General features: G+C 37.4%; 17 protein-coding genes. 4 read left to right on the forward strand and 13 right to left on the reverse strand.

The window, feature by feature from the left end; all coding sequences use genetic code 11:
- Window positions 1-193: 193 nt before the first annotated feature.
- The 10 genes from K5G00_RS04650 to K5G00_RS04695 all read right to left on the reverse strand — a co-directional run bounded on the left by K5G00_RS04650 (window position 194) and on the right by K5G00_RS04695 (window position 10,189).
- A complete protein-coding gene (locus K5G00_RS04650; protein ID WP_238764618.1) occupies window positions 194-595 on the reverse strand; it encodes a YciI family protein in 402 nt (133 codons plus the stop codon).
- Between the two features lie 40 nt (window positions 596-635).
- On the reverse strand, window positions 636-1,235 hold the full coding sequence (msrA, locus tag K5G00_RS04655) for a peptide-methionine (S)-S-oxide reductase MsrA (RefSeq protein WP_238764619.1): 600 nt from the start codon (window positions 1,233-1,235) through the stop codon (window positions 636-638).
- A gap of 184 nt (window positions 1,236-1,419) precedes the next feature.
- A complete protein-coding gene (locus K5G00_RS04660) occupies window positions 1,420-1,995 on the reverse strand; it encodes a hypothetical protein (protein WP_238764620.1) in 576 nt (191 codons plus the stop codon).
- A 373-nt stretch (window positions 1,996-2,368) separates the two neighbouring features.
- A complete protein-coding gene (locus K5G00_RS04665; RefSeq protein ID WP_238764621.1) occupies window positions 2,369-3,697 on the reverse strand; it encodes a c-type cytochrome in 1,329 nt (442 codons plus the stop codon).
- Between the two features lie 21 nt (window positions 3,698-3,718).
- Entirely contained in the window at window positions 3,719-5,134 is a 1,416-nt protein-coding gene (locus tag K5G00_RS04670) for a c-type cytochrome (protein ID WP_238764622.1), read from the reverse strand.
- Window positions 5,135-5,252: 118 nt separating this feature from the next.
- Complete coding sequence (locus tag K5G00_RS04675) at window positions 5,253-6,368, reverse strand: aminotransferase class V-fold PLP-dependent enzyme (RefSeq protein ID WP_238764623.1); 1,116 nt, start codon at window positions 6,366-6,368, stop codon at window positions 5,253-5,255.
- Window positions 6,369-6,506: 138 nt separating this feature from the next.
- Window positions 6,507-7,967, reverse strand: a complete 1,461-nt coding sequence (locus tag K5G00_RS04680) for a tryptophanase (protein ID WP_238764625.1) — start codon at window positions 7,965-7,967, stop codon at window positions 6,507-6,509.
- A 195-nt stretch (window positions 7,968-8,162) separates the two neighbouring features.
- Window positions 8,163-8,759, reverse strand: a complete 597-nt coding sequence (locus K5G00_RS04685; RefSeq protein WP_238764627.1) for a pentapeptide repeat-containing protein — start codon at window positions 8,757-8,759, stop codon at window positions 8,163-8,165.
- Window positions 8,760-8,860: 101 nt separating this feature from the next.
- Window positions 8,861-9,508, reverse strand: a complete 648-nt coding sequence (locus K5G00_RS04690; protein ID WP_238764629.1) for a LuxR C-terminal-related transcriptional regulator — start codon at window positions 9,506-9,508, stop codon at window positions 8,861-8,863.
- A gap of 219 nt (window positions 9,509-9,727) precedes the next feature.
- Window positions 9,728-10,189: a GAF domain-containing protein gene (locus tag K5G00_RS04695; RefSeq protein WP_238764630.1), complete on the reverse strand. Its 462-nt coding sequence runs from the start codon at window positions 10,187-10,189 to the stop codon at window positions 9,728-9,730.
- Between the two features lie 75 nt (window positions 10,190-10,264).
- Between K5G00_RS04695 and K5G00_RS04700 the strand changes: the two genes are divergently transcribed.
- From K5G00_RS04700 to hutH, 4 genes are all read left to right on the forward strand, one after another.
- Window positions 10,265-10,621 (forward strand): DUF4870 domain-containing protein, encoded by a 357-nt coding sequence (locus tag K5G00_RS04700; protein WP_238764632.1) that lies wholly within the window; start codon window positions 10,265-10,267, stop codon window positions 10,619-10,621.
- 5 nt (window positions 10,622-10,626) lie between these two features.
- Entirely contained in the window at window positions 10,627-11,118 is a 492-nt protein-coding gene (locus K5G00_RS04705; RefSeq protein ID WP_238764633.1) for a WbuC family cupin fold metalloprotein, read from the forward strand.
- 79 nt (window positions 11,119-11,197) lie between these two features.
- Window positions 11,198-12,559, forward strand: coding sequence for a histidine--tRNA ligase (gene hisS, locus K5G00_RS04710; protein WP_238764634.1), 1,362 nt, complete (start codon window positions 11,198-11,200; stop codon window positions 12,557-12,559).
- Between the two features lie 214 nt (window positions 12,560-12,773).
- Complete coding sequence (hutH, locus tag K5G00_RS04715; protein ID WP_238764635.1) at window positions 12,774-14,285, forward strand: histidine ammonia-lyase; 1,512 nt, start codon at window positions 12,774-12,776, stop codon at window positions 14,283-14,285.
- A 63-nt stretch (window positions 14,286-14,348) separates the two neighbouring features.
- Here the strand turns inward: hutH and K5G00_RS04720 are convergent, their stop codons facing one another.
- From K5G00_RS04720 to K5G00_RS04730, 3 genes are read right to left on the reverse strand one after another with little or no spacing between them, the layout of a single operon-like run.
- Window positions 14,349-14,636 carry a co-chaperone GroES gene (locus tag K5G00_RS04720; RefSeq protein WP_158868621.1) on the reverse strand — a complete coding sequence of 96 codons (288 nt, stop codon included), beginning with the start codon at window positions 14,634-14,636 and terminating at the stop codon, window positions 14,349-14,351.
- A 36-nt stretch (window positions 14,637-14,672) separates the two neighbouring features.
- The gene (locus tag K5G00_RS04725; RefSeq protein WP_238764636.1) at window positions 14,673-15,188 is read right to left on the reverse strand and encodes a thioredoxin domain-containing protein; all 516 of its coding nucleotides are present in this window, start codon (window positions 15,186-15,188) and stop codon (window positions 14,673-14,675) included.
- 12 nt (window positions 15,189-15,200) lie between these two features.
- Window positions 15,201-15,779 (reverse strand): thioredoxin family protein, encoded by a 579-nt coding sequence (locus tag K5G00_RS04730; protein ID WP_238764637.1) that lies wholly within the window; start codon window positions 15,777-15,779, stop codon window positions 15,201-15,203.
- Window positions 15,780-15,788: the final 9 nt, after the last annotated feature.

A 15,788-nucleotide genomic window follows, 5' to 3' on the forward strand; every position in this document is an offset into this window, starting at 1 on the left:
TTTTTTCATTACTGCATAAAGTTTAAAATTAAACAAAAAATACCGGGGGTTGCAACCCCCGGTATTCCTATTTACACAGTTTATGAGATAGTGCTCAAAAACCCGGGTTTTTGTTTAAACTCGGGTTTTGTTAATTACCGGTCGATCTTGATAATTTCAATAAAAAAGGTTTGTATATTTTTCCAAATAGCTACTATTTAATTACTGTTCCCTTTGCTCCCCACCAGTAGAAAGCGTTCATCCGCAGCCGGTCGGTTTTTACCATTGGGTCTTCCCCTTCCAGTTTTAAAGCTTCATCAACCGTATCGACATCAAAAATTAACAGTCCGCGGTGTTCTCCTCCTCCTTCAAACGGGCCGGCAACTATAAGTTTTCCTGACTCCGCTAAATTGTTTAAATGAGAAAGGTGTAATTCCTGAAATTGAGCAGCTTCTGTTGAATCTTTACTTTTTGTTTCGCCACTTTCAAGCAACATAAAAACATATCGTTTCATTGTATAAGTCGTATCTCCTTCATTATGAGAAAATTCGCTTTGAGAAAACGAAGGAAGTGAGTAAGTTGCCAGAAATAGGACAAAAAGCACTTTTTTCATCATAAATTGTTTGAGTTATCTAATTTAGGAAATATTATTTACATCAGTTTTGTTTTTTTACCTTGTCTTTAAAAATTTTTTGAAATTTTTCCACTTTTGGTGCAACTACAAACTGGCAATACGGTTGATTTTTGTTTCTTTCAAAATAGTTGATGTGATAATCTTCTGCAATATAAAATTTTTCAAACGGAGTAACTTCTGTAACAATAGGGGAGTCGTAAACTTTTTCTTTTTCAAATTCCTGAATAATCTCCTCTGCAATTTCCTTTTGTTGCTGGTTGTGATAAAAAATGGCTGAGCGATACTGCGTTCCCACATCATTTCCCTGTCGGTTAAGTGTAGTTGGGTCATGGGTCATAAAAAACACTTCGAGAATTTCTGAAAAGCTTACTTTTTCAGGGTTGTAGGTGAGCTGAACAACTTCAGCGTGTCCTGTTCTTCCGGTACAAACTTCTTTGTATGAAGGATTTTTGACGTGTCCTCCACTGTACCCCGGTTTTACTTCAACAACTCCGTTTAGTTGCAAATACACTGCTTCTGTACACCAAAAGCATCCTCCGCCAAGCGTAGCTTTTTCTATATTTTCTGCCATAATTTCCGTTGTAAATAAGAGTAATATCAGTATGACTAATCTTGTTTTCATAAAGCTAAATTCATTTCAGAAAGTGTGAATACTTTTTCTGCTGAAAAGCAAATTGTTCTGAGTAGCCCTAAAATGAAACAATACTTGCTTTTTTATCGACAGAAATCTGTTTGTTTTCGTCAATTAACTATTGAGCGTTATTCTTAAGATAACAAATTAGCTTTAAGGATGTTTTTGATTGCAATCAGATCTGATGGCTTTGAAAAATAATATATCCGTAGAGGGCAAAACGCAGGAATCGGAACAAAGCATATTTCAGGTACCTTTTTGATGGGTATCCTGCGGAACCAATCAATAAGCTAACAGCCGACCAGGGGAGGGGAGTAAGCGCAGCAACAATTATCAGGAACAGGCCATATTTGTGGATGAGTGGCCATTGTTGACTAAAGAATTTTTTTCGGATAAAACGAAAGGTTGTTTTTTTGAAAAAGAATTGTCCGATTAAAAAAGTGACATATCCCATTATATAGGAGACCACAGCAAAAAAACCGACATTTAAAACATAGTGAAGAGTATCAGCTTTGTTAAAAGCCCAAATCATAAAAATTTCAGGAGGAATCACACCAAAGAAAAATTCGGAAGCCGAGTAAATTAGATAAATTATTTCAGGCCGGGCATAAAATTGCTGAATCCATTCATCGGAAGCATTTGATAAAACCAGTTTTTTAAATAAAAAATAAGCTGCCAGAAGCAGTGCCATCCAGGCCAAACCTTTTAATCCATTTTTTATTAAGAATTGAATACGCGGACTGATTTTCATATAATAATTCCGATTTATCGAACAACGAAGTTATAACATTTTTTAGAACTGAAAGTTTTGTCTTTTTTGCTGCGTTAAATCTGTTTAGGTAATCGTGCTTTATCCAGTTGGTTGGTCCCCGTCTCAGATTTAGATGCGTGAATGTGAAACTTCACTGCTTTTTTAAATTTTCGGTTGGAACTTTACGCCGATAGTCCCCATCTTTTTTATATCTATTGACAAAGCAAAATTTATAGGTCCCCGTTGCTTAAATTTGAACAATTATGGCATTTTAACAGAAATGTATTTTAGTTGCGGGAGGTAGTTATGTCGAAATTTTGAAGGACTCAACTTTGGATACTCCATATTTACACCAATGATTGGTATTTGTCGGCTAATTCCAATCTTTTTGTAAAACAAAATTTGAAATATCGGTAAGTTGCTGTTCGCTTAGATTAGGAAAACCTGTCATTGCAGGGTAATCCATCCTTTTTCTTCCGGGCTTTTTTATCCACTGTTTTAGTCCTTCGATGTTTCCGTCGTATACGGGAGCAGCTTCCGCCATCGATGGCCCTACCAAACGCGTATTTGCAGCATGGCAAACAGCACAGTTGTTTTTAAAAAGCGCTTCCCCCGGGCTAATTGTTCCTTCCCCTGTTTGAACTGACGGCATTAAAACATTTTCATGTGCCTTTTTTACGGCTTCCCAGTGTGCAGCGGTCCGTTCTGCCATCATCGTTTTATGGGTTTTTAATGCCGATTCACGATACATGTGTCGTCCTGTTCCCATAAATGCCACGAGAATGGTGAATAAACCCAAAATAAGATAAAAACGTCTGCCAATTGTTTCATTTTGTTTTATCATCTTCCAAAGCTGCAGAAGAATAATAACAGCTACTGTTACACCTGCCAGAATTACCCAGAATAATCCCCATGTTACTCCTTTTGTGGGTAAGGTTAAAAATAGAAGCGGTCCGAAAATAAACTGAAACCCCGTGGCAGCGAGCGCCAGTGTCAGCATACTTTTTTGCAAATCAGCTTTTGTTATGTGTTCGAACTTCGATTCTGTATTGTAACTTTTTCTTCCAAAATAAACCGCCAGGAACACGCCGGTTATTGCAAGGCAGGCGGTTATAAAATGGAAATATCGTGGAAACACATTGGGCAGCGTAAGGGCACTAAAAAATCCCTGTACCTCACCCCATTTTTCCGGAAAAAGCATCAGGTTAATGTTCGTTAAAAATATAAATGGAATCATTAGAAAACTAAAAACACCAAGCGCAAGAATACTGAGGTGCAAGGTTTTGTTTTCGGCCAGCTTGTCCCAGGAATATTTGTGAAGGTATATCAGCAGAAACGCGACAGAAACCCATGGGACAATTGATATCCACATGTTTCCGGTTAAAGCATTTGAAGAATAGAAATACAAGGTGTAAAGAACGTTTATCGACAGTAAAGGTGCAACTCCTAAAACTACCGCCAGACTTTTATTTACCGTAATTGTTGCAGCAATTTCGCGGGCCAGTTTGTCGTGGTCTTTGTTTTTTAAACCTTTCCATTCATACCAAAAAGTAAGAATACTTCCACCTACCATCAGATTGATAAAAAGTATGTGCAGAAGAAATGAAAAAATTAAAATAGCTACCAATATCCATTCGGGCAGTGGCAGTGGCAGAGGAATATCCTTGGGAACGGGTATTTGTGTAATTACAGCATTTATCATGGTTGATTTGGTTTTATCCGGTTAGTATTTTATTTCTTTTACATCTACGCCTTTAATTTGCGGCCCTTCCAGTGGTTTTGGTTCGGCCTGCTGGTGCTGAATATACCAGGCAAGCGCATCCAGCTCCATGTCATTTCCGGGAAATGGCGGCATGTAATACCTCACATTATGCATCGATTTCATGTAAACTTTCATCGCTTCCACATTTAAAGGATTTTCTGTGCCGTACATTCTTTCAAAACGGTTAACTACCGAATTTACACCGTGTGTTGTGTGACAACGGGTACAGGCCAGGTTAAAAACTTCTTCTCCGGCTTTTAACCTGTTTGCGTCTGTTATTTCTGAAACGGATGAGTAAGGCGAATTTTTTAATAATCCGGTTTGCTGATATAAGGGATATTCCTCAACCAATATTCCATTGGCATACATATAATCGCCAATAACATAAGGTTTTCGTATAAATTCGCGTAAACGTTCAAAGGTTCCTAAAAACAGGATGGAGGCAACTACAGGAATAAATAAAAGGTGTTTAGGCAAGCGCCTGGGTGCAAATGTTCCGAGAATACTTACTGCAAAACCAATGGAAACCACCACAATCATTACCGTTAAAAGTGAATCGTACCAGTCCTGAAATTGTTGGGTTCCAAGTGCAACAGGCAGATTTCCAATCATTGATCTGGGAATAAACCAGTAATAAATAAAAGCTCCTGCAGCCGCAACAGGGGTCCAAAGCAAAATCCAGAATGAAATGTGTTTAAGCAGGCCGGGACGATATGGATTGCCTCTTTTCAGGATGTAAGCAGTTATCAGAAGAGCAATACAACCTGCCATCATCATCGCAATCGGGGTGCGGAAAATAAGTTGCGGGAAATATATTGGGTTGGTAAAACCACTAAATAATGTTTTATGATTTATCCAACTTCCCGGATCCATCATAAAACCGAGAATAGCAACAATAATAGCCATGGTAAGCCACGAAAAAATACTCAGCCAAAGCCCAAATAAAATATGTTTTCTTTTTCGTTTTGGATTTTCATTGGATCGTTTCCAGGTAAGAAAATAGATCATAATAAATACGACTTCCAGTACAAAAATGATCCACTCAGTAAACCAGGCAAAATAGAATACCCGGATTAAACTGCCAAGCGATGCCGGGTTGGCAAGTGATGCAGCAAACCAAATTCCAACACCGGTTAATGCGCCTACTGTTGTTGTGATTATAAAAGCGGTGAAAAGCAGCTTTCTTGCGGTTTCGTCCCAGGCTGCTCCCTCTTCAGGACTTACTTGTTTTTTCTGATATCCCCTGAATTCCAGAAATGTAACCAGCGGGGCAAATCCCACAGCCAGTGAGTGGTTGATTACAACATGTAAAATGGCAATTATGGCAACCAGTAAACGGTTCCCCATAAAATCGAGATGAAATAGCGGAAAATCCATTGATTAGTAATTTTTGATTTTGCTATAAAATATACTAATAATTTTTCTCCTAATAAATAGATTGTCTGTTTTTGTTTTAATCTTTTGTTCTTAATGCTGTTCCGGAGATTTTGAAAAGTTAGTTCAAAAGTGTTTTTAATTCGCGGATTAAGGTTTCAATATCCTCTTCGTTGTTGAAAATACTTGTTGAAATCCGAACTCCTTCGCCTCGCGCTGAAACGATAATATTTTTTTTGAATAGTTCTTCTACTATCTTTTTTGCGTTTGGAATTCGTGCAATTAATATTCCGGATCGGTGTCTATCTTCCTTTTGGTAGATAACCCCGATACCCATTTTTGTGAGTTTATCTTCCAGAAAATGATTAAGAAACAATACCCGGTTAACAACATTTTCAGCACCAATTTTTTTGAACATCTCAAGCGCTCCTCCCAAAGCAAAAATGTTCGGGAAATGCGGGCACCCTGATTCGATTACCGATGCTTCGTTTTTTAAATCGAGGTCAGTATTGTTCATTTTTTCCGGCTCTTTTACACTTCTCCAGCCGGCAAACGGGAAATCCTCTTTTTTTAACCATTTATTATTGATATATAAACCTCCGATTCCGTAACCTGCAGTTGCCCATTTTAACCCGGTAAACATCAGAAAATCAATATTGCATTTTTTTACATCAACCGGGAAGATTCCCAAAGCTTGCGTTGCATTTACTACAAAAATGAGGTTTTTTCTTTTACAAAGTTTCCCTAATGCTTCTAAATCCTGTCGAAAACCGGTTTTATACTGGACGTAGCTTGTTATAAGGATTTTGACATCTGGTGTAATTGCTTTTTCAATTTCATTTAGCGGAAAAGTATTTTCAACCGGTTCAACAAATTTTATTTCAGCCTTCTGATTCAACCAGGGAAAAGTAGTCGACGGAAATTCGTCACGCATGGTAAGAACGGTTCCTTTATTTTTTAGGAATTGAGCTACAAGGTTCATTCCATGTGAAGTGTTGGTGGTAAATCCGATTTCTGCTTTTTCTGCGCCGATAAAACCAGCAAGGTTACTCCTTATCTTTTCTGTTCTTTCCAGCCAGTTGTCCCAGTATGTATCACCAAATTCAAGCATTTCATCATAGAAGCGTTTCCCTTCAGTGGCAGCACTTTTTGAAACCGGAGAACCACCTGCCGGATTCAGATAGATATATTTTTTACAAACAGGGAACTCTTCTCTGACTTTATTCCAGTCGACCATAACTTGATGTTTAGTTTTAAATTGAACGATAAAATGATGATAAAAATAAATGATATTTTTTTACGAAAAAAGGGAACCATTTCTGATTCCCCCTTGATATTATAATAAATGGTTTTTGGTTGAATTTCTTCCAGCTTTCTACAAAGAATCTCCAAAATCTTCTTTGAATTTTGCCATTAATTTTTCAGGCCAGTCACCTATGGCTTCTAATCGTCCCATAAAGAAACGCAGTAAAGGCGGCTCTTCAATCCATTGTAAACCGCCCACCAATTCACGATTGTCAAAAAGCCATTTTACACGGTCAACTACAAACATGGTTTGTGAAAGTGTAAATACCCGCCGTGGGAATGCCAAACGAAGCAATTCAACATCAGCGAGAACATCATCTCCATTTTCGTCGCGTACACTTGAAATAGTTCCCCTTTCCATCCCGCGAATTCCTGAGATAATGTATAATGCAGTAGCTAAGGCACCGGCAGGATACTCCTGTTGAGGAACATGGGGTAAAAATCCCATCGCATCGATATGGCAACCCAGTGCTCCGGCTGGTGTAATTACCGGGATACCTGCTTTGTCGAGGTTGTCAACAGCATATTTGATAAAAGATGGCGACTGGCTTATAACTGTGTCGTCGCAGGTTTCTTTTAAGCCCACTGCCATGGCTTCAATTTCGCGAACCGACATACCGCCGTATGTGAGGAATCCTTCGTACAGTACCAGCAAATCACGCATTTTTAAATACAGGTCTTTACTGTTTGTTAAAATTCCACCACCACGTGTTGAACTTACTTTACGGCTCGAGAAGTACACCAAGTCGGCGTATCCGCACATCTCCAGCAGGATATCTTTTATTTCGGCATTTTTAAATTCTTCTTCGCGTTGTTTAATAAAGTATGCATTTTCACCAATTAAACTGGCGTCGAGCACCATCATCGTATCATTCTGTTCACAAACGGCTTTTACATCGCGCATATTTTGCATGGAAAACGGTTGCCCGCCAATCAGGTTTGTCGATGCTTCCATTCTTACAAAAGCTACTTTATCTTTACCGTATTTTTCAAAAACAGCTTTTAATTTATCAATGTCTATATTTCCTTTAAATGGCTTTGTACTTTTAATATCAAGTGCGTCATCTTTATATATTTCCAATACTTTACCTCCGTTAAGTTCCATGTGCTCTTTGGTTGTGGTAAAGTGATAGTTCATAGGAATTACTTCGCCCTTTTTTATAAAAACCTGCGATACAATATTTTCGGCAGCGCGTCCCTGGTGAACCGGTAAAACATAGTGTTTTCCAAAAACCTCGCGGGCAGCTTCTTCCATACGGTAGAAACTTTGCGAGCCAGCATAGGCATCGTCAGCCTGCAACATAGAAGACACCTGATTGTCACTCATCGCGTTGGTTCCGGAGTCGGTAAGCATATCAAGGAAGATATCTTTTGTATTTAACAGGAATGTATTAAATCCGGCTTCCTCAACGGCTGCTTTTCTTTCTTCAATAGGTTTCAAGAATAGCTTTTGTACGATTCTTACTTTGTGGAGCTCCACCGGAATCTGTTCGCCACTATAAAATTTAATGGCACTACTTTGGTTTGTCATTTTTTACTGGTTTATAGTTTCAATTTAAAAATTTTTTAAAAATAAAATCTTCAAATTGAAATTGATGTTTTTTGCCGGAGATGTTTGTTACTTTTTGAATATTTATAATTATTCAAAATAACAGAGTTTTGTTATTGTACTAAAATAAAATCTGGAAGTGGAGCTGGTTGTAGTCTGTTAATTCGCTTCCCGGATTTAAATGTAATTCTGAGTTTCAGGTATTTCAGAGCTTTCTATTAATTTTTGCCAAGAAGAAGAGAATTCTGTTCCGTCGGGCATTATTGTATTTTTTAAACTTTTTACCGATTTAAGCTGGTAAAGATCAATTCTAGCCCATTTTAAATTGGCCTCAGTAAAATCTGCATTTGTTAAGTTCGCATTTTCCATACGAGCATTTTTCAAATTTGCTCCTGTCAATATCGAATTTTGGAGATTTGTTTGAGCCAATACACAACTTTTTAATTCGGCATTGGCGAAATTTGTTTCTGACAGATCTGCTTTCCAAAAATCAACCTGATACAAATACGCATTGGTGAAATTTGCTTTTTTTAAATTTGAACTCCAAAAACAAATTCGTGAGAGTATTATATTATTTAATTTGGCATTTTCCAGAAAACAATTTCTTAAATCTAGTGGCGCTTTTACATCCAGTTTCGAAAAATGAAATAATTTAGAACAAAGTAATTCGCATGTGTCGGAATTTTTCCTTTGTTTTATTAAGTCAATTTCTTCCTGAATCTTTTTGGCTTTTGAAGAATAAATGTCCTTTTTAATTTTTGAGAATAATTTCATTTTTCATTAGTCTTGGTCTAAGGAAAAGCAAAAGTATTCATATGAAATGTTTAATAAAATAACGTAAAAACGTGATTTTTTAATTTGGTGCAATAATTATGTTAATTGTTCTTGTTTGCCGCTCTAATGTTTGAGTTTACATTTAATTTTTTGTAAATGTTTTTTACATGGGTATCTACTGTATTGTAACTTATGTTTAATTTTGCTGCCATTTCTTTTTTTGTAAATCCTGCTTTTAATAATTGGAGCACCTCATTTTCTCTGCGGGTCAAATTATTTTTTTCCACAGGTTTTGGTTTGAAATGGTTTAGAATTTTTTGTGCCATTGATGGCGAAAAAAGCATTCCTCCAAGTTTTGCCTGTTCAATCGCGTTTTCCAAATGTTCAAAACAATCTGTTTTTAAAATGTAACCAACCGCACCTTTTTGAAGCGCTTCAAAAAGCATCTCGTCATCTTTAAACGATGTTAAAACTATTACCTTGAGATTGGGGTATTCTTTCAGGATGGATGGCAAAGCCTCCAACCCACTTTCTTGCGGAAGCTTGATGTCCAGCAACAGGATTTTTGCCAATCCCAAACTTTCCGAGTTCATTGCATCTTTGCAATTAAAAAAATGATGAATTATTTTGTGCTGGGAGCGAAATTTAAAAAAACTATATAAATATTTTACAAAATTCTCATTATCTTCAATAACTACTATCTTCGTAATTTGCTTCTTTTCGTCGGAATAGTTTTTATCTAATCCCATATTTTGCGTTTTGGTCCTTTAATATCATATCAAAAGTAATATGTTTGTTCGATAATTAATAGAAATGATTACAAATTCAAATTAACATTTCGTTAAAAGTTTCGATTTATTATTTTTTCAGGAAGTATGGGCCGTAGGAATTTCTGTCCGTGAAAAGTAGATCCATAGTATATTTTGATTTTGTATTAAGATGATGAACCCGGCGATTTGAAATGGAATTTATTGGTAAATTAACGCTACTATTTTTTCCAGCCATTTGGCATCGGTTTCGTTAAACGAAGCCAGTTCGTTGCTGTCAACATCAAGAACTCCGCTGATCTCTCCCTTTTTGTTTTTTAGAGGAACAACAATCTCAGATTTTGAGCGCGAGTCGCAGGCAATGTGCCCGGGAAATTGATGTACATCTTTTACGATTACCGTTTCTTTTTTGTTGAAGGCGGCCCAGCAAACACCTTTATCTTTTTCGAGAACCTGGCAGGCCACAGGTCCCTGATACATATTTACAGTCATTTGGCCGTCCACCAGTAAATAAAAACCGGTCCAAAAAAAAGTATCCATTTTATGGTGTAGTACTGCAATAACGGTAGCCATTCTTGCCGAAGTGTTGTTGCTTTTTAAAACAAGCTCGCTTAGCTGTTTGTATATTCTGTTGTAACGCCCGTCTTTCTTTTTGTCTTCCATATTGGCAATTTTGAAAAAATTCGTTCTGCGAAAAAACAAAAAATGTTTAATTTAGATGAATAAAACCTTAAAATTATGGAACGAATAGTTACCGATCCGAATGAGAAACAATGGGGAATGTTTGTTCACCTGGCAGCGCTGGCAACATTAATCGGAATTCCGTTAGGAAACGTAATTGGGCCTCTGATTATTTATCTGATAAAAAAAGACGAATACGAATTTGTAAATGAAACCGGAAAAGAGGTTCTTAATTTTCAGATTACATGGACACTGATTCTTATTGTTTCAGTTTTGTTTATAATTGTTGGAATTGGAATCTTACTTTTGGTTGGATTTGGAATTGCCTGGTTAATTTTAGTGATTATGGGAACCGTTGCGGCGAATAACGGACAACATTACAAATACCCGCTGACATTTAAATTTTTTAACTGATTATTTTGAAAAAAAATCCGGAGATTCAAAAGATTGATAAAAAGTTACTTGCCGATGTAATCGGCGAAGCACAAAAAAGAGAACGAAAGCGCGCGAATTATAATTTTCATTTTACATACGACGACCCAATTAACAGGATGCTCAATGCATTTGAGCCGGGTACATACGTGCAGCCGCACAAACACGAAAATCCGGATAAACGCGAAGTTTTTCTCCTGTTAAAGGGAAAACTTACTATGATTTTTTTTAATGACTTAGGTGAAATCACGGAACAAGTAATTTTGCATCATTCAACCGGAATTTACGGAGTGGAAGTGCCTCCGAAAGTTTGGCATACTGTCGTTTCGCTGGAATCAGGTACTGTTGTTTACGAAATTAAAGATGGGCCGTATGTTCAGGCCGATGATAAAAATTTTGCTTCATGGGCGCCTAAGGAAGGTGAAGCAGGCTGCGCTGAATATCTTGATAAATTGATAAAGGAGTTAGAACTGATGTAATTTCATCTGGTTTTTCATTTTCCGAAATTCGTAAATCGTTTACATTTTCCTTACTTTTGTCCCCTTAAAATTGAAAAGGATGGCACAAAAACCTTCTATTCCCAAGGGAACGCGCGATTTTTCACCAATTGAAATGGTGAAACGAAATTATATTTTCGATACCATAAAAGATGTTTTTCGGTTGTACGGTTTTCAGTCGATTGAAACACCGGCAATGGAAAATCTTTCCACGTTGATGGGAAAATACGGGGAAGAAGGTGATAAACTCTTATTCAAGATTTTGAATTCGGGAGATTTTGTGTCAAAAGTTTCTAATGAGGTTTACGCTGAAAAAGATTCAGTTAAACTGACTTCGGAAATTTCAGAAAAAGGATTACGTTACGACTTAACTGTTCCGTTTGCGCGCTTTGTGGTGCAATACCGAAACGATATTACTTTCCCGTTTAAACGTTACCAGATTCAGCCGGTTTGGCGTGCCGATCGTCCGCAAAAAGGACGTTATCGCGAATTTTACCAATGCGATGTGGATGTAATTGGCAGTAACAGTTTGCTCAATGAAATGGAGTTGGTGCAAATCATCGACGATGTTTTTGCTCAGCTGAAAATTAATACTGTTGTAAAAATTAATAACCGGAAAATTTTAGCAGGAATTGCTGAAATTATTGGTGAAAATGAACGGATTGTTGATATTACCGTTGCCATCGATAAACTGGAAAAAATTGGCCTGGAAAAAGTAAATCAGGAGCTTTCAGAAAAAGGAGTTTCCGATGAGGCGATTCAAAAATTGCAACCTATTTTAGCTTTGGAAGGAAGTTCTGCTGAAAAAATTACTCAACTCGAAAATGTTCTGGCTGCTTCAGAAATTGGAATAAAGGGAGTGGAGGAAATTAAAACATTATTTGGCTATGTTGAAAGACTTGATTTGCAAACAGAGGTGGAGTTGGATTTAACGCTTGCCCGTGGCTTAAACTATTACACCGGTGCAATTTTCGAAGTAAAAGCCAAAGATGTTGCCATTGGAAGTATCTGCGGTGGAGGGAGATACGATGACTTAACCGGGATTTTTGGCCTGCCCGATGTTTCCGGAGTTGGTGTTTCGTTTGGTGCCGAGCGTATTTTTGATGTGCTTACTCAACTCGATCTTTTCCCTCAGGAATCGTTGGAAACAACAAAAGTAATGTTTGTAAATTTTGGTGAAAAAGAAGAAGCGTACTGTTTGCCGGTTTTGGCTCAGCTTCGGAAAAACAATATAAATGCCGAGATATTTCCTGAAAATGCCAAAATGAAAAAGCAGATGAATTATGCCAATAAAAAGGATATTCCCTATGTGGTTTTGGCTGGCGAATCAGAAATGAACGAGGGAAAATTTACTTTGAAAAATATGGAGAGCGGCGAGCAAAAAAGTGTGACCGCCGAAGAACTGATAAAAATCCTTTCCTAATCATTCTACTTCTACGAAATTGCTTCAAAATTGAGGCGATGATCTTAAAATTCAGATTTGTAAAAAGTGCCGGGGGAGACATCAGGTTTCCCTGATTGTTTGGCTGCGCTAACTGTGTCGTCATCCTGAGCGAAGTAGAAGGATGTTGTTTACTATCCTCACAGTTGGACTTTTAAAATCAACTTTTTCTTTTTACAAATTTTTAAATTTTGTCATGGCAAATCATACATTTCAAATAACACCCGAAAATCTCACTTTTGAACAAATTCAGGAAATTCTTGAAAATAACATTAAACTCGAACTTTCAGAAAAGTCAAAGCAACTCATTATAACAAGTAAAAATTATCTCGATAAAAAATTAGAAGAGTCTGAAAAGCCGTTGTACGGAATAAACACTGGTTTTGGAGCTTTGTGTGATATAGAAATTTCGAAAGACGAATTAAGTAAATTGCAGGAAAATCTGGTGATTTCGCACGCCTGTAATGTTGGGCCTGAAGTCCCGGCTGAGGTTGTAAAATTGATGCTGCTGTTAAAAGCACATGCACTATCAAAAGGAAATTCAGCAGTACAATTAAAAACTGTTCAGCGAATTATCGATTTGTTTAACAACAATATATTACCGGTAGTTTGCGAACAAGGTTCACTGGGAGCCAGTGGCGATTTGGCTCCGTTGGCAATGTTGTTTTTACCTTTGCTTGGCTTAGGAGAGGTATATTTTGAAGGCCAAAAAGTTGCTTCAAAATCAGTGCTGAAGAGAATGGAGTGGAAGCCTGTAAAACTGGAAGCAAAAGAAGGATTGGCACTTTTGAATGGAACTCAGTTTATGAGTGCTCACGGTGTTTATACTTTGCTGAAAACCTTTCGGATTATCGATCAGGGTGACATAATTGGAGCACTTTCACTGGATGCTTTTGACGGTTTGATTGAACCTTTTGGCGAAAATATTCAGCGAATCCGCCCACACAAAGGACAAGCAACAACGGCAGCAAATTTCAGAATGATTTTGGAAAGAAGCGAGATGCAGTTGAAAGAAAAAGAACACATTCAGGACCCCTATTCTTTCCGTTGTATACCGCAGGTTCATGGAGCAGTGAAAGATGCAGTAAATTATGTTGCCGGAGTTTTTGAAACTGAAATAAATTCGGTGACTGATAATCCGACGGTTTTTCCTGACGAAGACCAAATTGTTTCCGGTGGAAATTTTCATGGTGAACCACTGGCTTTGGCACTTGATTTTCTTGCTATTGCACTGAGCGAGTTGGGAAGTATTTCGGAGCGACGAACTTATCGTTTAATTTCAGGCGAGCGGGGACTACCTGAGTTTTTGGTGGCAAAACCCGGATTGAATTCCGGTTTTATGATTCCACAATATGCAGCGGCTTCCATTGTCAGTCAGAATAAACAATATGCTACGCCGGCTTCTGTTGATTCTATCCCTTCTTCCAACGAACAGGAAGACCATGTAAGTATGGGAGGAAATGCGGCAACTAAAGCACTAAAAGTTGTGTTGAATACTGAAAAAATTTTAGCGATAGAACTGTACAACGCCGCGCAGGCCATGGATTTTAGAAAGCCGGTGCACACGTCGCCTTTTCTTGAGAAATTTTTAACGGAATATCGGAAAATGGTAGCTTTTGTTAATCACGATGTGTTAATGTACCAGGGAATTAATAAGACCGTTGAGTTTTTAAATACAACCGAAATAAAAAAGCTGGAAGTTAATTAACCTCCAGCTCTTTATGTCGATTTTGAAAAATTTTGGCAGAATGATAAAATCCTGAAGAACAGCTTAAATTGATTCGGTTTCTACAACTTTCGACAGAATTTCAGAGTACGGCAACAACAGGTATTTTTTACCGTCGAAGTCGATTTCTGTTCCTGCAAATCTTTTGTAAAGAACCTCGTCACCTGGCGCTATTTCTGCATTTTCGATGTTACTTATTGCAACAACTTTAGCAACTTCCTGCTTTTCTTTTGCAGAATCGGGAATAATAATCCCAGAAGCGGTTGTTTGTTCTGAGTTGTCTTCTGTCAGTTCCAGCAGAACATTTTGGTTAATAGGCTGTAATTCTTTCATTTTTACCATTCTTTAAAATTAATAGTTAATAATAAACTAATTTGAAGTTAACAAAATTTTGTCAATATTATCTTTGAACATTTGTTTTGTATCCTCTTTCGAACGGGCTATCCCTGAAGTCATCACAGGTTTCCCATCTTTTGGAATATACAGAAACGCCGGTATTCCGCTAATCCCGAAAACACCTGCGAGTTCTCTTTCTACCTGTGTGTCGATTTTATACACTGTGATTTTTCCGGCATACTCTTTTGAAATTTCTTCCAGAATTGGCGATGCGATTTTACACGGGCCACACCAGTCGGCATAGAAGTCGATAAGCGCAGGTTTATCACCTTTAAAATTCCATTCCTGTGGTGAGTTTTGGTAATCCCACACTTCACTTAAAAATTTTTCTTTTGTGAGTTTTACCGAGCCACCTTCGTCACTTGCCTTAGCACTTACTGATTCTGTTGGTGCTTCCGCTTTTTCGTTGCTTTTATTTTTTGCCTGGCTTGCATTGCAGCTTTGCAACGATATAACTGCAACCGCCAGTATGAATACCAATTTTTTCATGTTATTGTGATTTTAATTTATTCCTAATAAAGTGTTTATTCTGTTTCTGTCGAACCCAACAATTATTTCTCCGTTAATATCGGTTTGCGGAACTCCCTGCTGTCCGCTTCTCCTGACCATTTCTTCCGCTGCTTTCTGGTCTTTCGAAACATCAACTTCGCGGTATCTGATTCCGTTTTCCTGTAAATGTCTTTTTATGGTATTACACCATGTGCAGGTTGGAGTGGTATAAACTGTTACATTTTTTTGCGGTTTCCCTTCACCGTTTCCAGCCAACACAAAAGCAACTTTTTCAAAAATGGCGTTAAATTGTTCCGGTTGATGACATCCTTTTACCACATTTTTTAATGTTCCTTTTTCAAAGTTCAACAGTGAGGGAACACTGGTGATTTTATATTCCGGATGAATATCACGAACTTCATTTACATCAGCATAACAAAGAACAATTTTATCTGCTTTTGGTGCAGCTTTTTGATAGTTCTCAAATGCACAATCGCTTTGAGATGAGTCTTTTTTATATAACAATAACCAAACGTTTTCGTTCGGTTGCAGTACCTCTTTTAAGTTGTTTAAAGATTCAATTTTTTTCATTTTTCAAAT

Source organism: Maribellus maritimus (assembly GCF_022267315.1).
Classification (GTDB): domain Bacteria; phylum Bacteroidota; class Bacteroidia; order Bacteroidales; family Prolixibacteraceae; genus Draconibacterium; species Draconibacterium maritimum.